Source organism: Nocardia sp. NPDC050793 (assembly GCF_040654065.1).
Lineage (GTDB): Bacteria > Actinomycetota > Actinomycetes > Mycobacteriales > Mycobacteriaceae > Nocardia.
The window spans coordinates 190,106-210,036 of sequence record NZ_JBFAHG010000003.1; the positions used below are offsets into that span (position 1 = coordinate 190,106).

Here is a 19,931-nt window from a genome sequence, read left to right on the forward strand (position 1 = left end):
AAGGAAATGGATGACTTTCACTCTCGTCGCGGCGTTGATCGGACTCGCGCTCATCGACAGCACCAGTTTCGGCACGCTGCTGATCCCCATCTGGTTGTTGCTGACTCCCGGGCGGTTGCGGGCCGGCCGGATCGCGGTCTACCTCGGGACCGTCGCGGTGTTCTACTTCGGCGTCGGAATCCTGTTGGTCCTCGGCGCGGATGCTGCGCTGACAGCGGTCGGCGCCATCGACATCCCACCGGTTCCGCTGCGGATCGGGCAACTGATCCTCGGCATCCTCATCATCGCGCTGAGCTATCGGCTGGAGGCCAGGGCCGAACGGCGGGCCGGTAGCCCCGGCAAGATACAGCGCTGGCGGTCCAAAACGATGTCGGGCAGCGGCAGCGCACGGAGCCTGATGAGGCTCGCACTCGTGGCCGCCGCCCTGGAAGTCGCCACCATGCTGCCCTATCTCGCCGCCGTCGGCCTGATCGCCAACGCCGATCTCGCCTGGCAGCTGACCGGCCTCGTGCTGGCCGCCTACTGCGTCGTCATGACCCTGCCCGCCATCGCCTTGGCGCTGGCCCGCCTCGCCGCACACCAGCGGGTCGATCCGTACCTGCAACGAATCAACGACTGGTTCACCCGAAACAGCGCAAAAGCCCTCGGGTGGACCGTCGGTGGGATCGGCATAGGCATAACTCTCAACGCCGCGACCGTCCTCGCCGTCAACCCGACCTGAACCGCTCAGGGATCGCGGGCGCGCACACGGCTGCTTACCGAGCGTGTTGGCGGAACGTCGGGAGAAGACGCGTCGTCCGAAGCCTCGACAGACTATTGGGCTCCGGCCGCCCCGCCCAGGCCGTGCGCTCCGCCGCCCACCGCCGAGCGGCGTGGTGTCCCGGCGTACGCGCCTGGAGCACCACGCCGGGCCTTTCCCGCGTGGGGCGAGGCTCAGCGGATGAACGCCTTCCGCTGTGCTGTCGCTGCGTCGGCTCGCGCTTTCGCGCTGTCCTCGAAGGGGTGCCGGACGAATTCGTGGATCGGCGTTGCAGGGCGTTCCACTGCAGCCTGACCGAACGACCAGAAGGCACCTCACCAAAACTCACACTCTCAGCGGGGATCGGCGAGAAGCAGGGCGGCATGTGACCGCGGAGCGACGGCCGGGCGATGGACGGGCGCTCGGATTCAGAACGGCGGCTGGTTCCGGGGCGGGTACTGGTGCGGCCCTTGGCCTCCGGTCCGCGTCGTCGCGGCGGCGACCACGGTCGCGAGGGTGGCGGCGAATGCGGCGAGCGCGCACGGGATGGACAACCAGAAGGTGTCCTCGAAGAGGAATTCGAACTGCGCGGCACTGAGCACAGCTTCCACCATGCCGGACAGGAGCATGCCCGCAGCCACCGCCGCAAGCGAGCGCAGCACGGGATATCGCGCGCCCATCCCCGCGAGCGTGCAGATACCAGTGAGGATCGCGAGCAGGATCATCAGCACGAGCATGATGTCGGACCAGAGGAAACGCGAAGAACTCGAGGAGAACGCGTTGGCCACCCGGAAGACGATGGCGAACAACGCGGCGATCAGCAGCAGACCACCCGCGACCCGCTCCATCGCGCCGCCGCTCGCCGGTCGGCTCGGCGGACCGTAGCCGGGCACGGACGGCGCCGGAGCCGGCAAGCCGGGCGGCGGCGCGCCGTAGGGATGCGGCTGATAAGGATGCGGCTGACTCTGCTGCGGGTTCACTTGACCCCCATACGGATTCGCCTGGCCCTGCGGCCCGTACCCGCCCGGCTGACCCGGTGGCATCGGATTCACCATCGGCAACACTCCTCCCCGGCCGCCCGGCCGCACACTCGAACCGCTACGACGAAGGACCCTAGTGTCTCTGGCCTCGCAGCGCCGCACGGCGTCGACAGAGACGAGCTGCCCACGGCGCGGTAGCCGGGTAAACCGGCTTGTTCAGAGTCTTCACCGGTCGCTGTTCTCTGAGCTGCCAGGGTTACCGATCGGCCTGGGGAAGATGGACTTTGGCGTCGGCGTAATCGCCGGTCCGGATACCGCCGTCGGAGGTGTAGATCAGGTGCACGACACCGGTGGTGAACGGCTGGGCGGAGATGAGCCGCAGCGGGATCGGCGTGCCCTCGTCGAAGAGTCGCTGACCGCTGCGCACGGCGATGGGGTGCACCAGCAGGTGCAGTTCGTCGATCAGTCCCGCCGCAAGCAGCTGTCGCACGACCGACGGCGAACCGCTCATGGCGATATCCGTCGCGCCCGGCTGCTGCTTCAACTCAGTGACGGACTGCACCAGCTCACCTTGCAGCTGCTCGGAATTGCGCCAGGTGAATTCGAGCTCCCGATGCGAGACGACGATCTTGCGGGCATCGCCCAGAGCCTTCGCCATGACCGCGTCCTCTCCGCCGGCCGCCTCACGCTCCGGCCATGCTCCGGCGAAGCTGTCATAGGTCGCGCGGCCGAGCAGCAAGGTGTCGGCAGCGGCGAGCTGCGCGCCGACGGCGGCACCCATCTCGTCGTTGAAATAGGGAAAGTGCCAGTCCTGCGGTTCGCCGATGAGGCCGTCGAGCGAAATGAACAGGCCTGCGGTGATTTTGCGCATGGGTGAACTCCTCGAAAAGAAGGCTGGGGTGGTTATGGGCCGAATCAGCCGGCGAATTGCGCGGTGCCGGTGAGGAATTCACCAGCCGACGGCGTGAGGATGGCGATATTCGGATTGTGGCTCAGTTCGGCCAGCTCCACATGCTGAGCATCGGGCAGGACCGCGGTAGCAGCGCGGGCCGCGGTGCGCAGCAGATCGCCACTCTTCGCACCGGAGATGACCAGGGTCGGCACGGTCACCCCGGACCAATCGGCCGCACGCAGCGGCTCTCCTGTCATGAACCGGCCCATAATGGCCCAATCATGGCCCGCAGCAGGTGAAACCGCCTTCAAGTTCTTCCAGAACGGGGTGAATCGCATGACTGCGACCATGGCGCGCGGCATACCCATCCCCTTGGTCATGTAGAACTTCACGGTCTCACCACGACGGTCCTCGGCGATCAGCTTGTGCAGCGTGACGTGCAGATCGGCCGGCGGAACAAAGTTCTCGTGATTCACCACGAACGGCGGCTCGAACGCGATCACCTTGGTGATACCGGGCACCCGGCCGGAGGCGGCAGCCTGCAAGGCCAGCCCCGCACCGGACGACCAGCCGAACAGCGCGGCCGAGCCGCCGACCGCCTCGACGATCGCCGCAATATCGTCGATCTCGTTGTCGACGTCGTAGACGCCCGGCGAATCACTGCTGTCACCCCGGCCACGCCGGTCGTAATTGATCACGGTGAGCCGATATTCATCGGCCAGCTTCTCCGCGAGCTCAACCATTTTCGGGAATTTGCGATAGCTGAATGCCCCGCCGATCACAATGACCGTTCCGGCATCCCCGCCGACGTAACGATCGAAGGCGAGAGTGATACCGGCAGGTGTGATGACGGTTTCCATGGGGTGATCCCTTCAGGCGAAGCTCCAGCGGCACCGTGTGGTGCTTTCAGTGATAGAGACGGCGGCCGGATCCGGTATTCATCGCCGCATCCGGAAACCGGAATGTGACCCGGCGCACGCCGCGCGCTCGTGTGCGTGGCAGCGATCGATGGCCTAGGCACCCTGCGCCGGCGCGAACCGCAGGGCTACTGTCTGGCCCACGGCGGTGCGCTCGCGTGTGATCATCAAGACACCGGGCCCGACCATGACGTCGAGGCGTTCGCCTTCCCCATGCGTAACGCCTGCGTGGTCGCCGTCGGTCGTCATATTGAGAGGCGGATAGGCGAGGGCGAGGACCAGCGTTCCGCTCGGTACATCGACGAGCCCCATCGGAAGGGTTTCGGTACGTGGCTCGTGTTCGAGGCCGTCCTCCGGAATTGGGCGGACACCCGGCTCGACCGGTGGTGAGATCCAGAGGGTTCCGTCATCGCTGCGACGCACCTCATGGTGGCCATCACCGTGGGCTTCCTCGACGTAGACGCGCAACCCGTCGAGCACCAGTTGCGTGCTGCCCTCCGCGGCGAGCTCGTCGCCGTGGACATCCCAGCCGCCGAACCGCGCCCCCGCATCGCACAGCACCAGGAAAAGCCCGTTGTGCACGAGATTTCGGATCGATCCAAGGTAGTTCACGATGGGGAAGCCTACGGCGGGCGATCGTTCGCCGATGACCTCCGGCTCACCCTGCGCGGCGGCGGTTGGCGACCGGATGTCGGTTGGTGGTGCGGAGGGGCGTGCCACGGTGGCATCATCGCGGCCGCTCTCGACGGTGCGACGGGCACCCACAACGCGGGGCGCCAGAGCGGTTGGGGAACCACCGACTCACGCAGCGCTCCGTGACACGATCCAAGTCGAGTAGCGCGGGCCCGCGGGTGAGTACTGGAGTCGCTGACCAATGAGTATCAAATCCTGGTGACAACCTCCCACTCTGAGCGGATCATACGAACGGACAAGGCGAATACGAATATCGCCAGACCGGTTCGAACCCCGGTTCAGGAGGTAGTGAGCAATGTTCTCGAACCGCAGGGCCCTTTCGATGTCGATCACCGGAATCGTCCTGACCGTTGTCGCGGTGCTCGGCACCGCCTCGCTCGGCGGCGCCGCATCGGCACAGCCCTCGCCCAAAGTCTTCACCTGGAACCAGGACATACGGGAGGGTGACTGCACGATGTTCGGTGGCGCGCGATGGGTACTGAAGGTGGACGGCCAAGCCCACTTCACGGGAAAGGTCACCAGCCATGACGACAACGATGCATGGTTGATGTGGGCCGAACTCAGGGACGGCCAGAGAAACTACCTCGGCAACATCCTTGCCCATCAACTCGACAGCGACATAGCCAAATTCGTCATCAACCTCCCCGACAGCCGCCGCCAGTACGACTGGTGGGTCCACGGCACGTTCGACCCCGCCCTTCTTTCGAGGGTGCACCACATGACCCTGCGATCAGCCTGCTGACCCGCCACGGTATTTCCGTTCTGCCGCTGGGTGGTACGTCACGACCGCCTTACCGCGAACCGACCGGCGCGGCGGCTGACCAACCAGGTCCGCCGCAGCGGGCGCCGCGGGGAGGAGACCTCCCGAGATCGCGACGAACACCTCACGCCGAACCGATCATGAACGCGGCCGGGAACATTCACGGAGTCCGCATCTGGGTCGGGAATCCGTGGACGGACGTCCCGACCCCGCCGCGTTCGGGGCGCGAAATTGGAATCTCGAGAAGATCATGCGGTCGAGCTGCGGTGCGGCAAGTTGGATGGTGAACCGGTCAAGTTTCGTCGGCATTCAAGTGGGCGGTGTCGGCGAGGCCGAGCAGGGTGCGGTTGCGCCAGTAGTCGTCGAGGCGCAGATGGGTGATCGCGCCCGGCGTTGTCGCGAAGGAGGCGAACCCGACCGCGTCGACGGGGATCTGCATCCAGCTGGTGATGACGAATGTCAGTGCGTATCCGTGGGTGACCACGATATGGTCGTGGCCGGTGTCGTCCATCAGCTCGCGTGTGCATGCTCCGACTCGGGTGGCGACCTCGCGTCGGGTCTCGGCACCAGGTATGGGGCCTCGGTGGTCGAGTCGGTTGTGGTCTGGTGCGGGAATTTGCCGCTGTGCGAGCCACTCGTTCGATCGGCCTTCGGCCTCGCCGAAGCTGATCTCACGCAGACGGGCATCTGTGGAGACCGGGGCGTTGAGGGTCGTGCCGAGAATCCGGGCGGTTTCGGCGCATCGGGCGAGGTCGGAGGTTGTGATGCGGATCGGCCGTAGTGTGTCGCGGCGGCGTTCGAGCTCCCCGGCGATCAGGTGTGCATCGTGTCGGCCGGGCGGTGTCAGGTGAGAGTCGTGCCAGCCGCCGACCAGGTTGGCTTCGGTGTGTTGTGCGTGCGGGTGGCTCACGACGTAGAGATTCTGCATGTGCCTTCAGAAATGTCGGTGTGTGCGGCGTGGTCGAGGTCAACGGGCATTCGTCGAATAGCCTTCAGCAGACCTGCCGCGGACCGGTGAGTCGATGTGCCAGAAGGAAGTCCATCATCCGGCGCTGCAACGTGAGTCCCGACGGTGACTGCATGAGCAGCCCGCCGCCGATGTGGTCCGGTCCGACAGGCGTGACGAATTGCGCCAGCTCACAGCCGCTTCCGATGTAGTGCTCGATGGTCGCGGGGACCGGATCCGCGGTGGTGGTGACCGCGGTCGGTGCGTCGGCGAGGGTGAGGTTGCCCGCCCGCCGGTCGGCGCCCAGCCACTGCAGGACGTTGGCACGGCCGATCGGGTAGAGGCTGGTCTGATCGGCGAGGTCCTGGAGGAAGAAGGCCGGGACCGGGCGTGCCCGCGGGCCCATCGACGCGACAATGGTGGCGCCGGTGAGATCCGCTTCGAGCGGCTGCAGGCTCATGCCGTGCGGTGCACCCGCCATCGGGGCTATGGCGGCGTACAGATCCGGATACGTGGCCGCCATGACGGTGCTCATACCGCCGCCCGCGGAGTAGCCGCCGACGTAGACGCGGGCGCGGTCGATTCCGAACTCCTCGATCAAGGTTTCGGTGATGCCCGCGACGATCGACGGCTCACCGGAGTCGCGCTCCTGGTCGGCGGGGTCGAACCAGTTCCAGCACCAGCGCTCGTCGGCATCCCTGGTCTGGATCGGGTACGCGAGGACGAAACCCAGCTCGTCGGCGATCCTGGTCAGCGAGAAGCCGTTGTCGGCCAGTTGCGCTTCGGGGTCGGTGCAGCCGTGCAGGTAGATCATCAAGGGTTTGCCCGCCGTGTCACCCGGCGGCACGTGTAGGTAGTAGCTGCGGGTGCCCGCCGCGTTGGTGTAGCTGCGCTCGGCGATATCGGCCGCGTACACGCGGGGAATACCGAGCGCGGCCAGACCCGAGGCCAGCAGCAGCACGGCGACCATGCCCGCCAGCCGATTCCGAGAGATGACGCGGTCGATCAACTGCACTCCCCACACCAAAGCACCAACGAATACGCGCATCTCGGAGGCGATCCTTCGATGCGGGGTCGAGCTCTGCCGAGCACCGGCTCCATCTGAAGGATAACCATTCCACGTGGGCGTCGGCGCGGTGTCTACGGGTCATCCGATGCACATCCGAATTCCAATCCATCCCAACGGAAATCGGCGGCGTCCTCCTCAGCGGATCGTGTCGGAGGAGATGGATAGGCTGCCGACGTGATTTTCGAGATGGATGCCCGGAACCGGGCGGGGCGGGAAGGTCGAGTTCAGATGCGGGAGTGGATGATTCGGGTTGGGCTGGGGGTTGTGCCGGTGCTGGTCGTTGCGGCGGCGGGGGTGGCCGCGGTCGGTGCGGGCGGCTCGCTGGAGTCGAATCATGCAGTGATGGGGCAGGTTTCGGGAAGTGAGCCGGTTCGGCTGGCGGCGCTTCGGACGATCGTCGCAGTGGATGGCAAGACGCAGGTGACCGTGCCGGACGGATGGGGAATGTCGCCGCAGAATGTGTGGGGCAAGGGTGAGACTTTGCAGGTGGCGGATTCGCGCGGGTCCGGCAACCTGCTGATCGCACCGCAGCACACCCGGAACGACTTCGCGACATTCGTGCAGAATGTCCGGGCGAACCTGGTCAGCGGCAGGGTGATTCGCACGACCAGCGTCTCGGAGGACCATCCGATGACGGTTGGCGGCAAGCAGGCAGTCCAATGGGATGTTGCCGTCAGCAACAATGGCCTCGATGGGGTCGGGTGGATGACCGCGGTGGCGGGGGACCACTCGTATTACCTGGTCTTCGGCTTCACCAGCCCGGACCGGGCCGACACCGACAAGACCACCATCCAGAACATCATCGCGTCGTTCCAGGAATGCCCCTGACTCTGCCGATAGCCGGGAACTCGTTCGTTGGAGACACCCGAGCCCCGTCCGGCTCGGGCCGGGCGGGGTCTTCGCAGTTGAGGTCTAAAGGGACAGAACAGCCTGGTCTTGGCGGCGTCTGGTCAGGCGGCGGCTCTCCGGCGGACGGTGCGCTCGAGGATCCCGAGGGTGGCTTTCAGGGCGGATTCCGGGACGACCGGGAAGGTGAGGCGCTTCTTCCACGTCTCGTCGATCTCCGACCAGTCGTAGTAGGACGTGACGAGGGTGCCGTCCTCGGTCGGCTGCAGCCGGTAGCCGTAGATGTGGCGGGCATGGGGCCGGGTCTTGGCCTCGACGGTCCAGGCGATCTCTTGGTCCGGGATGAGCTCGGTGATGACGACCTCGACTTGGTACTTGCCCAACGGAATGTCCCCGAGGGCTTCTCGGTCCATGTGGACCAGGAACCGGTCACCGGGTTGCTCGACCGGTTCGCCTTCGGCGTCGATGAGCATTCCCGACGCGTCGATGTCCACGTGGCCCTTCGGGTCGGTCAGGACCGCGAAAATGGCGCTGGCGGGGGCGGGGATGTGTCGGGAAACCTCGATCCGTTCGGTGTCCTGGCCCACATGCGGCGTTTCCGCGGTAGCGGTCAGGACCGCGCGGCCGAGGATGTGGTCGGTCATGGTGAAGCCGAGAAGGGCCGGAGTGGCGTCGGCCGGGACGCCGATGGATTCGACGTCGAGGGCGTGCACCACGACGAAGTAGCGGTGCGGGCCGTGCCCAGCCGGCGGCGCCGCGCCGATGAAGCGCGCTGCGCGGACGTCGTTGGGCAGCTGGAAGGCGCCCTCGGGCAGGCCCGAGCCGGTGTCGTCGCCTGCGCCCTCGGGGAGCTCGGTGACGGTGGCGGGGATGTCGGCGACTGCCCAGTGCCAGAACCCGGACCCGGTGGGGGCGTCGGGGTCGTAGACGGTGACGGCGTAGCTCTTGGTGCCTTCGGGGGCGCCGCTCCAGGACAGCTGCGGGGAGATGTCCTTCCCGCCCGGGATGCCGGAGGAGAACTGCTCGGGCGACCAGGCGCCACCGTCGGCGACGGTGGCGCTGGTAACGGTGAAGGAGGCCGCCTCGGGGAGGCGAGCGAAGGGGTTGTTGGGGCTCATCGCGTCGTTCCTTTCAGGCCGTGCAGGGTGGCGGTGATGCGGCCGACGGAGACCGTCCCGCTAAATCGACCATATCAGAAATAATCGATTATCTTTCCGATTGTCTATGCTGGTGACATGACCCGGACGGCCCACGCCTCGACCTCGTCGGGCAACCAGATGCTCACCGAGCAGGTCTACGCATACCTGCGGGACGCGATCATGCGCGGGAACTACGCCCCCGGTGACGCCCTCAAACCGCAGGACCTCGCCAAGAAACAGGGAGTGAGTCTGGCCGTCGTACGCGAGGCGCTCGTGCGGGTGGTCGGCGATGGCCTCGCCGATCGGTTGCCGAACCGCGGCTTCGCCGTCCCGGCATTCTCCGATCGCCGCTGGAAGGAAATCGCGGAGGCCCGCCGGACCATCGAACCGGTCCTGCTACGCATGTCGATCGAGCGCGGCGACGTCGAATGGGAGGCTCGAGTACGAGCCGCCCACCACCGCCTTGCCCGTACCCCGGCGTTCGTGCCGGAGGAGGGCGAGTACTACAGCGAGGCATGGGCCGAAGCCCACCGGGTCTTCCACCGCACCCTGCTGGAGGGCTGCGGCAACCCCGTCCTGCTGGAGACCTTCGACCGGATGTGGACCGCGAGCGAGCTGGCTCGCCGCTGGTCGACACACCGCAACCCCGACCGGGACGGTGTCGACGAACATCGTCGGCTGGAGGAGGCGGCGCTTGCCCGCGACGCCGACACCGCGGCCGAGACATTGGCCCGGCACCTCAACCTGACCGCGGCCGGACTGACCAGCGGTACCCACCCCGAACCCGCGCAGGAAACCGGATAAGTCCCGCCGAACTGGCCGGATGACTGCACCTGATCACCGGCACCGAAGCCGCTTCGGCAGCACTGGAATCGACACCTCGGTGCGTCCGGGCTGTGCGGTCAGGCGGGGCAATTGCTCGGCGCTTGCTTGCCGGTGCCCGAGAAAGTGGTCGGCGACCCGGGATCTCTCGCCGCAACCCCCGTATCGCGCGATCCGCTAGCCGATTTCGACGACTCGCGCCCAGGCCGGTGGTTTGTCCGGAACGTAATCGGGATCGCGTTCGCTCCACGAGGTGATCCGGCGGAACAGGCCCACGATGGTGCGGCAGCACGGCTTGGTCTCCGGCCATGGTGTCTGACCGTCGGTGAGGACCACGATGACGTCCGGGCGGGGTTGGGCGCGAAGGGTTTTGGCGAAGCCTGCGCGCAGGTCGGTGCCGCCGCCGCCCACCAGCGGTATGCCCTCGGCCGCGCACAGCGGGTGCGCGATCCGGGCGGCCGCGTCGCAGGACAACACGGTGACCAGGTCGCGGCGGCCGCCCGCCGCGCGGCAGATGGCGGTCACTTCGAGCAGGGCGCTGCCGAGTTCGGCGTCGCTGACCGAACCGGAGGTATCGATGATCACGCTGACGCGGGGTGGTGTGCGCCGCAGACTCGGCAGGATGACGCCAGGCACGCCGGCCGAGCGTCGCGCGGGTCTGCCATAGGTGTAGTCCTCGCCGACCCCGGGCGCCGAGACGGCCGCGCGCAGCGCCGCGCCCAGCAGGTCGCGCCACGGCTGCGATGGATGGAATGCTTCCTGCGCCCAGCGCCGCCAACCTTCGGGCGTGTTGCCCGGGCGGCCGATGATGCCCTGCGCCACCCGGAAGCGCACGGCGTCACGTTCCTGTTCGCTGAGTTTGTCCGCGCCGAGCGGCCCCAGTTCCCACTCGCGTTCCAAGCCGTCGGCGCCGCTACCGCAATCGAGCCACGCCATCTCCGGTGTGTACGTTCCGAACCGGAACTCCCGCAGGTACTCCTCCATGAGTTTGCCTGCGGGCAAGTCGATGTCGGCGGGCATGATCGCACCCTCCGGGCGGACCAGTCCGTCTCCGAAGATGTCGTCGTTGATCTCGAAGTCCGCGGCGATATTCACGCGCAGCCGTTCCCCGGGCCCGCTCAGTTCGTGCTCGCGGGCGAAGCGCTCACCGCGGCCGTGATGGTCGCGCAGCAGGTGCGACACCTCGTGCACCAGGACCCCGGCCAATTCCTCGACGGGCATGCTGTCCACGAACGCGGGCGAAACATAGCAGCGCCAGTACCGGTCCACACTCATCGTCGGGACGCGTCGCGATTCGACGATGTGCAGAGCGAACAGGGCGGTCGCCAGGTATGGCCGGACGCGCACGGCGTACAGCCGGGCGGCGAAGAGCTTTTCCAGATCCAGTCGATCCGCTGCCTGCACCGTCATCGGCCCGCTCGCACGAGCTCGGCGGCGCGATCCGCGCGCTGCGACACCGACACCACGCCCGCGAGCTTCTCGATCGACGCAGGCACCTCCCAATCTCCCTGGCGCAGTGTCGCGAGCGTGGTCGCGGCGACGACCACCAGATCCGGCGCCCCGGTTTCGATCGCCCTGACCAGCAGCGCCCACGCCGCATCCCAGCGGGATCTCTCCGGGCGCTTACGCACCGCCGCGACCACACCGTCGAGCACGGCCTGGCGCAGATCCCCGCGCTCGGGGAGCTCAGCGCCCGCGGGATCGGCCAGCAGCGTCTCGGGGTCCGGGAGGTCCATCCGGTCCAGGCTGGTCAGCAGCTCGAAACCCGGGCCATCCCCGACCGTGCCGCGGACCAACAGCGACAGCACATCCCTGGAAGACCCGGCGGCGGTGGCGAATGCGATCAGCCGCAGCGTCATCTCCCAACTGCGAGGCGAAGCCCAGGCGCCGCCTCGGCGCGCTTCGGTGCTCGGCATCCGATGCACGAGCTTAGGGCGCGCCGCGAGCAGCACGCACACCGCGCGACGCGCGAACGCCACTGCGTCCGTGAGCTTTTCCGGATCGAGCTGCGGTAATGTGGCGCGCGGCCAGGTGCCGCCCAGACCCCGCACGACCACATCGTGATCGTGCACCCACTGCAGGTGCACGAACCGATTGGCCAGCGGCGGGCTCAGCTCCCAGCCATCGGCCGCCGACGAGCGCGGATTGGCTGCCGCCACGATCCGGACGCCGGGCGGCAGCTTCAGCGAACCGATCCGCCGCTCCAGCACGAGCCGCAGCAGGGCGGCCTGCACGGCGGGCGGCGCGGTGGAGAGCTCGTCGAGGAACAGCAGCCCGCGGCCCGCCCGGACCAATCGCACCGCCCAGTCCGGTGGCGCCATCGGAACACCGTGCTCCGCCGGGTCGTCGCCGACGATCGGCAGACCCGAAAAGTCCGACGGCTCATGCACGCTCGCGATCACTGTGGTCAGCGGAAGCTCCAGGGTTTCGGCGAGCTGCGTCAGGGCCGCGGTCTTACCGATTCCAGGCTCACCCCACAGCAGCACCGGCAGGTCGGCGGCTACCGCCAGGGTGAGTGCCTCCAGTTGGGTGTCTGGCCGCGGTTCGGTGGTGGCCTCGCCGAGCAGGGTCAGCAGATCAGCGGCGATATCGAGCTGGGAAGCGTGATCGGCAGAGGGGTGAGCAGCGGAGCTCGTGACAGCAGCGGACATGTGAATCACCTTGTTTTGTAAGAGGATTAGCGGATACGACGGGTGGGGCGTAGTCGTGTCGCGCGGTCCCGGATCGGTAGGCGGTCGTACCGGCGGCTGCGCGCAGCAGTCGCCGGATCGGCAAGCAGTCGGTCAGCGCCGCGGCGCACGGCGGCGGCAGGGTCAGTAGCTCGTCGCGTTGCGCGGGTGCGCGCGGCGATCTCGTGGACGACGAGCGGCGGGGTAGTTGGGGGAGAGTTCTGGTTTGGACAGGCCGGATCGGTAGAGCCCGTGAGTGATTCGCTGTCGCGCGGTGGCTTCCAGTTCGTCGCGGAGAGCGCCGTCGCGCAGGACCGCCTCGGGACCGAGCAGGCCTTCGATGACGGCGAGTGCGCCGCCGGTGTCACCGTGTGCAAGACGTTCGCGAACGCCTGTGAGGCAGTCCGGTTGGCGATGTGCCTGATCGATGGCCTGCAGGCAGGGCAGTGGGGTGCCGCTCAAGGCGGCAAGGAGTTCCTCGCGCCGAATCTCGGCCGGGTCGTGGTCCAGTGCGGACAGCGCACCGTCGACCAAGCCGATTCGGTGTTGCTCGCCGCCGCATTCCACCAGGTGTGTTCGCTCCCACTGGGTTGGCTGCAGGACGGATTCGCTCGGCGAATAGTCCGGCACCAGCGCCGCGGCGACCAGCGGATGCAATCGATCGCGCGAGATCACGCCGGTGCGAAGCAGTTTCAGGTCGGGCGGTTGCCAGGTCGCGGCGTCGGGCAGCACCGGAAGCGCGGAGACAGCTCCAGCCGGATACGCCGTCGCGATCCGCAAGCCATCGGGTCCCAGTTCTGCAACCATCCGTTGCCCGGCACCCAACCGCACCAGGAAAGAATTCTCCTGTCGCCCTTCGGCATCGAGCAGGATTCGCGCCTCGTCGGCCCAGCGATCAACCGCGTAGCCGCGATCCCGCGGCGCAATCTCCAGGAGAGCCGGGTCCAGCGCCGACCGGTCGGCGCCCGGTTCGGCTCCGCACCGCACCCGCAGCTCATCGGACCTGCGCGCGTCCCAGAGGTGACGATGCAGGTCCATCCGGAAACGGCGGTCCGGCCGGGGATGCGGATGCGAGCCTGCTACGGTGCCGGATCCATCCCACAGCGCGAGGCCGACCCGCTGCCCGGCATCCGCCCACACTGGCGCGGTACGGACCACCAGGTGCACGAAACCAGCTGTGCCACAAGGATAACGAGCGAGCGTGATCGTCAATCCCGGCCGGAGCAAACCATCCGGAGCAACCCTCGGCAGGTGCCAGCGCAGCAGATCCGGGGCCAAATGGCGCAGATCGGACCGGACCTCAGCCACCAGCTCCCGGCCGTAAACCCTTGCTACGGAACGTAAATCGACATCGACATCGAAACCCGCTGCGGCGCAGGCCCCCGCCCAATCCCCGGCGCGACGCCGAGCGGTAGCGGTCTCGATCATGGAAGGCGGCACGGCGAACTCACGCACGCGCGGCCAGAAGGAAAGGTGGGAATCGTCCGCATTCGTCTTCGCAGTGAGCATCAGCACTCACCTTGGACGAACGGGACCCCCAATCTGCGATCAGAAGGAATCATCATCGTGTCGATCATAGAGTGCGCCGCTGAGACCCGCCAAACACGGGCCGTGAAACAGGCTCGGGACGGCCACCATCGGACAGACTTCGTACGGTGAGCTGCGGTGGTCGCCTCGTCGCCACGGCCTCGACTCTGTAACGCGTTGCGACACAGCTTCGAATACATCCCATGTAATCAACCACAACAACATTCGGAGCTCAGTATGCGAATCACGGCTCGAGCAATAGCGATGTGCCTGGCAGCTCCCGCTGTGGCAGTCGGCCTCACGGGGATGGCCACCGGATCGGCCGCCGCCGAGCCCGGCTGCTCGGGATCGATGAACGGCCCATGGGCCTACAACGGGATCTGCCAAGGCGGTGCTGGCAGCTACCGACTCGAGATCGACTGCATCGGATACAACTTCACCGCTATTCCGCCGATCCTGGGTCAGTACACAACGCGCCAAGACCTGCCGGTCGGACAGGCGGGCACGGTGGCTTGCTTCGGTCCCAACTGGTCCAGCGCCGGGTGGGGTGTGGGCGGGCGCATCGTCCGGCTCTGATCGCCGGAGTCCCTAATAACCGCCCGCAGGGCTGGCTTTCGCGGTGGCGGGCCATAGCCTTGCGGGCATTGGGTCGTCGACTGTCCTCGCGCGTGCGCTGGACCGTCACGGGATGGTCGGGTTGAGCCGCGTGGACTACCGGTCGCCCCACTGTGCTTCCCGAGCGAACTGGTTCCAGTGCTTGTTGAGCATGCCGTTCAGTGAGGTCGGGCCGTCGTGGATGACGTTGAAATCGAAGTCCTCGCTACGCGACATCGCGCGTAGCAGCATCCACATGGTGGAGGCGATATCGGCGTACAGCTCCGGGTCCAGCTCGCTACCGAACTGGATGGTCAGCTTCTTGGGCATGCGGTGGAATCCCCTCTGATCGACCGGTCCAGCGGCACAGAACGAGGATAAGGCCTTCGGGGAGGCTCAGCGGGGGACGAATCCGATCCATGGGAGATTATGGCTTTCGGGGCGGGCGGGGCACCGGCTTCATCGTGTCGACGATTCGCGGGGGCGCTGCCCGCCCGGCCGGAATGCCCGCACGAGGTGCGGGCGCGCGGGTCTCAACGGGTGAAGACCGTTTTGTGGGCGGCGGTGATCAGGGTGGTGAGTTCCGCGCCTGCGGCATCGTCGAGGACGGCGAAGGCGGGGGCGATGAGGGCGTCGGTGAGGGCTTCGGCCCGCTGCCAGCGGTCTTGCACGGTGGCGGTGATGTCTTCGAAGGGTTCTGGCCAGCCGTACCAGCGGGCCTGGCCGGGGCCGTCGTTGAAGGGGGAGCCCGAGATGAGGACGGCTTGCAGCGGGGTGATACCGCTGGCGCGGACGGCGAGCAGGTGCAGACCGCCGCGGAGTTCGCGCAGGACGTGGGCGAGTTGCGTGATTCGGGCCGGTGCGTCGGCGGGAAGGGGCAGCGCGCGCCAGCCGGCGAACAATGGCACGCCAGCCGGATCAGCTGCGGCGACAACGACTTCCAGCAATTGCGCCAGCCGTTCGGCCTGCTCGAAACCGCCGAGCTTGCGGCGGCCGAAGTCCTGACAGGCGGTCAGGTAGCCGTCGGCGGCTTTGGCGGCGGGCATGGGTACCGACTCCCAGGCCTTGCGGATGGAGTGGGCGGGAAAGAATCCGAAGGCCGCGGTGACGACGTCGGCGTCCACGTCGCCGAGCACGCCGCCCCTGCCGCGGGTGTACGGGCCGAAGAACCCGTCGACTCCGGTGCTGCGCCCGAATTCCTTGGTCTCCCGGGAGAACATGAATCCCCCGCCGAGTTCCTGGACCTGCTTCTTGACCGCGGCGGCGACCGACACGTGCACTTCCTTTCGACGGACTGTATCCGCCGCCACACTATGTGATTCTTACACCGTATGGAACACCCGTGTCACATTGCGGGAAGAACTCGGCGCAAGAAGCCGATCTGATCGGCGACGACCTTGTCGCGGTTGTCCGGGCGGTAGATCTCGAAGTGGCTGAAGGGGTAGGTCCGCAGCTCGCCACGGGGCGCGCGGTCCGCGAGTTCGACGGTGTCGGCAGCGACGGTCTCCCGGTCGTGTTCGCCGATGCTGACCAGCAGCGGCATCCGGAGCCGTGGCGCATGATCGCCGTGCTTGTAGCGCAACATCTGTAGCAGCACTCGCGGCGCGATCCTGACCAGGCCGATCCGGTGGGACCTGATCGCTCAGCAATACGACCACGCGGTTGTCTTCTACGGCAAGGACTCCCAGCTCACCGGCGCCGACCGCGAGCACGCCGAGGTGTCGATGCTGGCACTGCACCTACTACAATCGGCGATGGTGCACATCAATACCCCGCTGCTACAAGCGGTTTTGGAGGATCCAGAGTTCCACGATCTGGTCGGCGACACCGAGCGGAGGGCGATGTCGCCGCTGTTCTGGTCCAACATCAACCCCTACGGCCGGTTCCGGCTCGATATGGACACCCGCCTGGACCTCACCCGGGAACGAGTCGCGGGGTAGCCCGGCTGTTGTTGTCGGTGCGCCGAATCACGGCCCGTGACGGATAGCTGAACGAGAGATAGGACCCGAGGGGCAATTGCGCTCTGACGGGGGTGTTGCCAGCCGGATCAGCGCCCGCGCACACCTGACCGTCGCGTGTGGACGCGGGTTTATCGCCGGTGCTGTGCGCCCCGGCGGTGTCGGCCGCCGTAGCCATCGTTCCTGGACCGGATTCGGTGCCGAGCACGGCTGTCAGGAAGTTCCCGCGCGTATGGCAGTCGCGGCCAGGGTGGTGTAGTCCATCGTGAAGGATCCGCCCAAAGAGTCGATGGCGTTGCCGACCGCGTCCAGTATCTCGGCCAGCTGATCAGGACCGAGTCGGGTGAGACCACCTGTGGTGGGGAGCAACTCCAGCCATTGGTCGCGCGTATGGGACTGCTGCCAGTCGAATCGCCACTGTTCGGGATCTTCGAATTGTTCGGTCTTGCGGATCTGGTCGGCGATTTTCGCGTATCCCGCTTGGTAGAGCTCGAGGGGACGTCGAGCCGGTTGGCCGCTGAGCGGGGAGTCCGGCGCCACCCGCCGGTAGGCGGCAGCGAACGGTTCTGCCACCTCGGCGGGTGGCTCGTACACGTGACCGAAGATCGCCAGCCGTCCCCCTGGACGCAGAACGCCGGCCGCTTTCGCGACGCCGGCAACCGGATCCACCCAATGCCACGACTGAGCGGCGATGACCGTATCGAACATCCGGTCACCCGGCTGCCACGCCTCGAAGGTTGCCACCTCGACCCGCAGACCGCGGGCTCGCGCGAAGTCGGCCATCCGCGCATCGGGTTCGACGCCGTGCACCGTGCACCCTGCGGCCTGGAACTGGCGGGCCGCGATGCCGGTACCGCAGCCCACGTCGAGCACGTCAGGCCCGGGGCTGCCGGCGACGATCCGCGCCACCAGGGCGTCGGGGTAGCCGGGCCGGGCCTGGTCGTAGCGTTGCGCGTCCATACCGAACGACTCGGCCATCCGCCGGGCCTTGTGCGGCTGCGCTGGGTACGGTTCTGGCTGCTCTCGCGGTAGAGTGGGCATGCGCCCACATTAATGGGCGCATGCCCACTAGGCAACTGGTGGTTGACGTATCGAGAGGATCTGTAGGTGCCTACAGGAGTGCATTTGCGCGATGCGCGGCAGCAACTGTTCGACGCTGCCGAACACGTATTGCTGCGGGATGGGCCGAATGGGCTGACCAGCCGGGCTGTCACCGACGAAGCCGACTGCGCCAAAGGCGTTCTGCATCGGCACTTCACCGACTTCGACACATTCCTCACCGAGCTTGTGCTCGACCGGGCCGCGCAGCTCGAAGCGCAGGCGAGTGCGCTGCGGGCCTCCGCCGGCGCCGGCACGGTGGCCGCCAATCTGAGCAGCGCTCTGACCATTCTGTTCGGACCGGTTCCGGTGGCGATAATCCCGCTCATCACCTTCCGTGACGAGCTGCGCACACGACTGCGGCAAGCCAGACCCGGCGGCGGCATGGCGATCCTTGCCGAGGCGACGACCGCGATCTCCACTTATCTGACCGACGAGCGTGAACTCGGCCGCATCGCCTCCGACGCAGACATCGACTCACTCACCCTCTCCCTCGTCGGCGGTGGGCACCTGCTGTTCATAGACCGCGACCCCGGCCCACCGACTACATCAGCAGTCGAAAAGTTCGTGGCAGCGGTCATCTCCGATGTCGTGCAACGACGACCGGCCTGAGCCCTACCGGCATCGAGAACAGCTACCAAGAAGCTTTCCGACCACACCACCGGTTGAACCTCATCAAATGTTCCGTAGCCGAAACTGCCTCTCGCAGCACGCAAGACGATCCACCGCCGCTACCACGACCCCGACGACGACGCCGGCCTCGCCGACTTGGCTGACGAATACAGCGTCGGCCGCTCCACCATCCACCGCATCGTCAGCGGCGACACACCACGGGTCTGATCCAGATCTCACAGGGCCACATCACGGCCTACCGGACACCTCAACCTCGAACCAGCCTGCCCGCGAAGCTACTTTGCGGCTCGGGCCAGCTTCAGGATTCCGGGGCCGTACCTGACGAATCGAACGTGGCCGCAACGGTTTTCATCGGTCCTCCGGGTGATCGGAATCGGTGAGTTCCGCGCCGAGCAGCCGTTCGAGCAGGTCCACCAGCGTGGCGCGGTGCGCGGCGAGATCGAGATCGGGGCGCTCGGCGTACACCTCGTGCAGTTCCCGCAGTGCGCCGGGTAACGCGATCGCGGTGAATTCCGGGTCGGGAATGCGGAATTCGCCCTCCGCCGCGCCCTCCGCCACCACGGCGCACAGCGCGGGACGCAGTTCGTCTGCCACCCGATCGACGATCCGATGGTGCATGTCCCGGAAGCGGTCTCCGTGCAGCGCGGCCAGCAGGCCGGGCGCTTCGGTGAGCGCGTAGCTGTGGTCGATGTATCCCCGCAGCCGGGCGCGCGGCGATCGCGAATCATCCTGCAGGACGGCGAGATAGCTCGCGCACAGTTGGCGCGCGATGGCCTCGATCGCGGCCGCGAATACCTGCTCCTTCGAGCTGAAGTAGTGGTAGAAGCAGCCTTTCGCGACGCCGAGGCCGCCGGTGATGGATTCGACGCTGGTCTGGTCGTAGCCGCGCTCCACGAAACTGCGCACGGCGGCGTCCACGATCTCGGCCTTGCGGATCTCGGGCTTTTTCACCTGTCGCACGGTGCACCTCCCTGCGCTCGACGGCACCGACCGACCGACCGTCGGCCGGTCAATGCGCGGGTGGGCTCGGAAGGCGCGGTGCACACTGCCACGCTCGAGCAGCGTCGTGTCGGGCGCGGTCCGAGGTGGGTTTGTCAGCGGCAGGATGGGCGATCGCCCGGAATGAGCACGATGCACGGCAACGGGCGAATCAGGATCTCTTGCCGGGTCCAGAGGTGTTTGCCGCGTCTCCGTCCGGTAACTCGGTAACTGAGCGAAGTGTCGAGGAGAGAACCGGATGACGGATGTGCACGCGGTATCCACCGAGACCTTTGCCGAGACCGTGCTCGGTGCCGGTAAGCCGGTGCTGGTCGTGTTCTCCGCGCCGTGGTGTGGCCCATGCCGTCGGTCGACGCCGCGGCTGCGCCGACTCACCGACGAGCTTTCCGATCGGCTCGTCGTCGTCAGCGTGAACGTGGACGAGCACCCCGGGCTGGCCGAGCGGTACCGGGTGCGGGCTTTTCCGACGCTGGGTCTGTTCGTCGGTGGCCGCCTCGTCCACCACAGCGTCGGCGTCGACCCGGTACCGGAGTTCCTGGACGAGTTCGGGGACTATCTCCCTGGGAGCTGAACGTCTCTCGATCGCGCCGTATCTTCGATCGCCCGGCGCACCTGCACCGCTGAGCCCGCTTGCTGATCACCGAGCGCCG

23 protein-coding genes and 1 pseudogene are annotated in these 19,931 nt (G+C 67.0%); 8 read left to right on the forward strand and 16 right to left on the reverse strand.

Annotation, left to right across the window (positions count from 1 at the left end; all coding sequences use genetic code 11):
• Positions 1–10: 10 nt before the first annotated feature.
• On the forward strand, positions 11–721 hold the full coding sequence (locus AB0H50_RS11415) for a GAP family protein (protein WP_357449915.1): 711 nt from the start codon (positions 11–13) through the stop codon (positions 719–721).
• A 446-nt stretch (positions 722–1,167) separates the two neighbouring features.
• On the opposite strand, the gene AB0H50_RS11420 is transcribed toward AB0H50_RS11415, so the two are convergent.
• The 4 genes from AB0H50_RS11420 to AB0H50_RS11435 form a co-directional block, all read right to left on the reverse strand.
• Complete coding sequence (locus tag AB0H50_RS11420) at positions 1,168–1,794, reverse strand: hypothetical protein (RefSeq protein WP_357449918.1); 627 nt, start codon at positions 1,792–1,794, stop codon at positions 1,168–1,170.
• Between the two features lie 181 nt (positions 1,795–1,975).
• On the reverse strand, positions 1,976–2,590 hold the full coding sequence (locus AB0H50_RS11425; protein WP_357449920.1) for a dihydrofolate reductase family protein: 615 nt from the start codon (positions 2,588–2,590) through the stop codon (positions 1,976–1,978).
• Positions 2,591–2,634: 44 nt separating this feature from the next.
• A complete protein-coding gene (locus tag AB0H50_RS11430) occupies positions 2,635–3,471 on the reverse strand; it encodes an alpha/beta hydrolase (protein ID WP_357449923.1) in 837 nt (278 codons plus the stop codon).
• 153 nt (positions 3,472–3,624) lie between these two features.
• Positions 3,625–4,248, reverse strand: a complete 624-nt coding sequence (locus AB0H50_RS11435; protein ID WP_357449926.1) for a hypothetical protein — start codon at positions 4,246–4,248, stop codon at positions 3,625–3,627.
• 268 nt (positions 4,249–4,516) lie between these two features.
• Between AB0H50_RS11435 and AB0H50_RS11440 the strand changes: the two genes are divergently transcribed.
• Positions 4,517–4,963, forward strand: a complete 447-nt coding sequence (locus tag AB0H50_RS11440) for a DUF6294 family protein (protein ID WP_357449928.1) — start codon at positions 4,517–4,519, stop codon at positions 4,961–4,963.
• Between the two features lie 310 nt (positions 4,964–5,273).
• Here AB0H50_RS11440 and AB0H50_RS11445 read toward each other — a convergent pair whose 3' ends face one another.
• Positions 5,274–5,909: a histidine phosphatase family protein gene (locus tag AB0H50_RS11445; RefSeq protein WP_357449931.1), complete on the reverse strand. Its 636-nt coding sequence runs from the start codon at positions 5,907–5,909 to the stop codon at positions 5,274–5,276.
• 64 nt (positions 5,910–5,973) lie between these two features.
• The gene (locus AB0H50_RS11450; RefSeq protein WP_357449934.1) at positions 5,974–6,975 is read right to left on the reverse strand and encodes a PHB depolymerase family esterase; all 1,002 of its coding nucleotides are present in this window, start codon (positions 6,973–6,975) and stop codon (positions 5,974–5,976) included.
• Positions 6,976–7,170: 195 nt separating this feature from the next.
• Between AB0H50_RS11450 and AB0H50_RS11455 the strand changes: the two genes are divergently transcribed.
• Entirely contained in the window at positions 7,171–7,824 is a 654-nt protein-coding gene (locus AB0H50_RS11455) for a hypothetical protein (protein ID WP_357449937.1), read from the forward strand.
• Between the two features lie 122 nt (positions 7,825–7,946).
• Here AB0H50_RS11455 and AB0H50_RS11460 read toward each other — a convergent pair whose 3' ends face one another.
• Together AB0H50_RS11460 and AB0H50_RS11465 are read right to left on the reverse strand one after the other, a co-directional pair.
• Positions 7,947–8,429, reverse strand: a complete 483-nt coding sequence (locus AB0H50_RS11460; RefSeq protein WP_357451515.1) for an SRPBCC family protein — start codon at positions 8,427–8,429, stop codon at positions 7,947–7,949.
• A 9-nt stretch (positions 8,430–8,438) separates the two neighbouring features.
• Positions 8,439–8,960, reverse strand: a pseudogene (locus tag AB0H50_RS11465) (YbhB/YbcL family Raf kinase inhibitor-like protein); the annotation flags it as partial.
• A 117-nt stretch (positions 8,961–9,077) separates the two neighbouring features.
• On the opposite strand from AB0H50_RS11465, the gene AB0H50_RS11470 reads away from it, so the two are divergent.
• Entirely contained in the window at positions 9,078–9,785 is a 708-nt protein-coding gene (locus AB0H50_RS11470) for a GntR family transcriptional regulator (RefSeq protein WP_357449940.1), read from the forward strand.
• 195 nt (positions 9,786–9,980) lie between these two features.
• Here the strand turns inward: AB0H50_RS11470 and AB0H50_RS11475 are convergent, their stop codons facing one another.
• From AB0H50_RS11475 to AB0H50_RS11485, 3 genes are all read right to left on the reverse strand, one after another.
• On the reverse strand, positions 9,981–11,213 hold the full coding sequence (locus tag AB0H50_RS11475) for a VWA-like domain-containing protein (RefSeq protein ID WP_357449943.1): 1,233 nt from the start codon (positions 11,211–11,213) through the stop codon (positions 9,981–9,983).
• Entirely contained in the window at positions 11,210–12,454 is a 1,245-nt protein-coding gene (locus AB0H50_RS11480; RefSeq protein WP_357449946.1) for a MoxR family ATPase, read from the reverse strand. Before AB0H50_RS11480 ends, AB0H50_RS11475 begins: the two co-directional genes overlap by 4 nt.
• A gap of 162 nt (positions 12,455–12,616) precedes the next feature.
• On the reverse strand, positions 12,617–13,981 hold the full coding sequence (locus AB0H50_RS11485) for a hypothetical protein (RefSeq protein ID WP_357449949.1): 1,365 nt from the start codon (positions 13,979–13,981) through the stop codon (positions 12,617–12,619).
• 324 nt (positions 13,982–14,305) lie between these two features.
• Here AB0H50_RS11485 and AB0H50_RS11490 point away from each other — a divergent pair, with 324 nt between their 5' ends.
• Positions 14,306–14,575: a hypothetical protein gene (locus AB0H50_RS11490; RefSeq protein WP_357449952.1), complete on the forward strand. Its 270-nt coding sequence runs from the start codon at positions 14,306–14,308 to the stop codon at positions 14,573–14,575.
• 135 nt (positions 14,576–14,710) lie between these two features.
• Here AB0H50_RS11490 and AB0H50_RS11495 read toward each other — a convergent pair whose 3' ends face one another.
• The 3 genes from AB0H50_RS11495 to AB0H50_RS11505 form a co-directional block, all read right to left on the reverse strand.
• Positions 14,711–14,923 (reverse strand): hypothetical protein, encoded by a 213-nt coding sequence (locus tag AB0H50_RS11495; RefSeq protein ID WP_357449955.1) that lies wholly within the window; start codon positions 14,921–14,923, stop codon positions 14,711–14,713.
• Positions 14,924–15,126: 203 nt separating this feature from the next.
• Entirely contained in the window at positions 15,127–15,867 is a 741-nt protein-coding gene (locus AB0H50_RS11500; protein WP_357449958.1) for a hypothetical protein, read from the reverse strand.
• A gap of 71 nt (positions 15,868–15,938) precedes the next feature.
• Positions 15,939–16,190: a hypothetical protein gene (locus tag AB0H50_RS11505; protein ID WP_357449961.1), complete on the reverse strand. Its 252-nt coding sequence runs from the start codon at positions 16,188–16,190 to the stop codon at positions 15,939–15,941.
• 40 nt (positions 16,191–16,230) lie between these two features.
• Here AB0H50_RS11505 and AB0H50_RS11510 point away from each other — a divergent pair, with 40 nt between their 5' ends.
• The gene (locus tag AB0H50_RS11510; protein WP_357451517.1) at positions 16,231–16,533 is read left to right on the forward strand and encodes a Tn3 family transposase; all 303 of its coding nucleotides are present in this window, start codon (positions 16,231–16,233) and stop codon (positions 16,531–16,533) included.
• A gap of 231 nt (positions 16,534–16,764) precedes the next feature.
• Here AB0H50_RS11510 and AB0H50_RS11515 read toward each other — a convergent pair whose 3' ends face one another.
• The gene (locus AB0H50_RS11515) at positions 16,765–17,592 is read right to left on the reverse strand and encodes a class I SAM-dependent methyltransferase (RefSeq protein WP_357449964.1); all 828 of its coding nucleotides are present in this window, start codon (positions 17,590–17,592) and stop codon (positions 16,765–16,767) included.
• Between the two features lie 66 nt (positions 17,593–17,658).
• Between AB0H50_RS11515 and AB0H50_RS11520 the strand changes: the two genes are divergently transcribed.
• On the forward strand, positions 17,659–18,261 hold the full coding sequence (locus tag AB0H50_RS11520) for a TetR/AcrR family transcriptional regulator (RefSeq protein WP_357449967.1): 603 nt from the start codon (positions 17,659–17,661) through the stop codon (positions 18,259–18,261).
• A gap of 369 nt (positions 18,262–18,630) precedes the next feature.
• On the opposite strand, the gene AB0H50_RS11525 is transcribed toward AB0H50_RS11520, so the two are convergent.
• Positions 18,631–19,242 (reverse strand): TetR/AcrR family transcriptional regulator, encoded by a 612-nt coding sequence (locus AB0H50_RS11525; protein WP_357449970.1) that lies wholly within the window; start codon positions 19,240–19,242, stop codon positions 18,631–18,633.
• Between the two features lie 277 nt (positions 19,243–19,519).
• Between AB0H50_RS11525 and AB0H50_RS11530 the strand changes: the two genes are divergently transcribed.
• The gene (locus AB0H50_RS11530) at positions 19,520–19,852 is read left to right on the forward strand and encodes a thioredoxin domain-containing protein (RefSeq protein WP_357449973.1); all 333 of its coding nucleotides are present in this window, start codon (positions 19,520–19,522) and stop codon (positions 19,850–19,852) included.
• Positions 19,853–19,931: the final 79 nt, after the last annotated feature.

What these genes read in the sequence shown, in the direction of transcription:
- AB0H50_RS11485 (WP_357449949.1), bottom strand. Translation starts at nt 13,981, where the DNA reads ATGCTCACTGCGAAGACGAATGCGGACGATTCCCACCTTTCCTTCTGG.
- AB0H50_RS11450 (WP_357449934.1), bottom strand. Translation starts at nt 6,975, where the DNA reads ATGCGCGTATTCGTTGGTGCTTTGGTGTGGGGAGTGCAGTTGATCGAC.
- AB0H50_RS11530 (WP_357449973.1), top strand. Translation starts at nt 19,520, where the DNA reads ATGACGGATGTGCACGCGGTATCCACCGAGACCTTTGCCGAGACCGTG.
- AB0H50_RS11490 (WP_357449952.1), top strand. Translation starts at nt 14,306, where the DNA reads ATGGCCACCGGATCGGCCGCCGCCGAGCCCGGCTGCTCGGGATCGATG.
- AB0H50_RS11425 (WP_357449920.1), bottom strand. Translation starts at nt 2,590, where the DNA reads ATGCGCAAAATCACCGCAGGCCTGTTCATTTCGCTCGACGGCCTCATC.
- AB0H50_RS11470 (WP_357449940.1), top strand. Translation starts at nt 9,078, where the DNA reads ATGACCCGGACGGCCCACGCCTCGACCTCGTCGGGCAACCAGATGCTC.
- AB0H50_RS11415 (WP_357449915.1), top strand. Translation starts at nt 11, where the DNA reads ATGACTTTCACTCTCGTCGCGGCGTTGATCGGACTCGCGCTCATCGAC.
- AB0H50_RS11445 (WP_357449931.1), bottom strand. Translation starts at nt 5,909, where the DNA reads ATGCAGAATCTCTACGTCGTGAGCCACCCGCACGCACAACACACCGAA.
- AB0H50_RS11475 (WP_357449943.1), bottom strand. Translation starts at nt 11,213, where the DNA reads ATGACGGTGCAGGCAGCGGATCGACTGGATCTGGAAAAGCTCTTCGCC.
- AB0H50_RS11515 (WP_357449964.1), bottom strand. Translation starts at nt 17,592, where the DNA reads ATGCCCACTCTACCGCGAGAGCAGCCAGAACCGTACCCAGCGCAGCCG.
- AB0H50_RS11440 (WP_357449928.1), top strand. Translation starts at nt 4,517, where the DNA reads ATGTTCTCGAACCGCAGGGCCCTTTCGATGTCGATCACCGGAATCGTC.
- AB0H50_RS11495 (WP_357449955.1), bottom strand. Translation starts at nt 14,923, where the DNA reads ATGCCCAAGAAGCTGACCATCCAGTTCGGTAGCGAGCTGGACCCGGAG.
- AB0H50_RS11430 (WP_357449923.1), bottom strand. Translation starts at nt 3,471, where the DNA reads ATGGAAACCGTCATCACACCTGCCGGTATCACTCTCGCCTTCGATCGT.
- AB0H50_RS11420 (WP_357449918.1), bottom strand. Translation starts at nt 1,794, where the DNA reads ATGGTGAATCCGATGCCACCGGGTCAGCCGGGCGGGTACGGGCCGCAG.
- AB0H50_RS11480 (WP_357449946.1), bottom strand. Translation starts at nt 12,454, where the DNA reads ATGTCCGCTGCTGTCACGAGCTCCGCTGCTCACCCCTCTGCCGATCAC.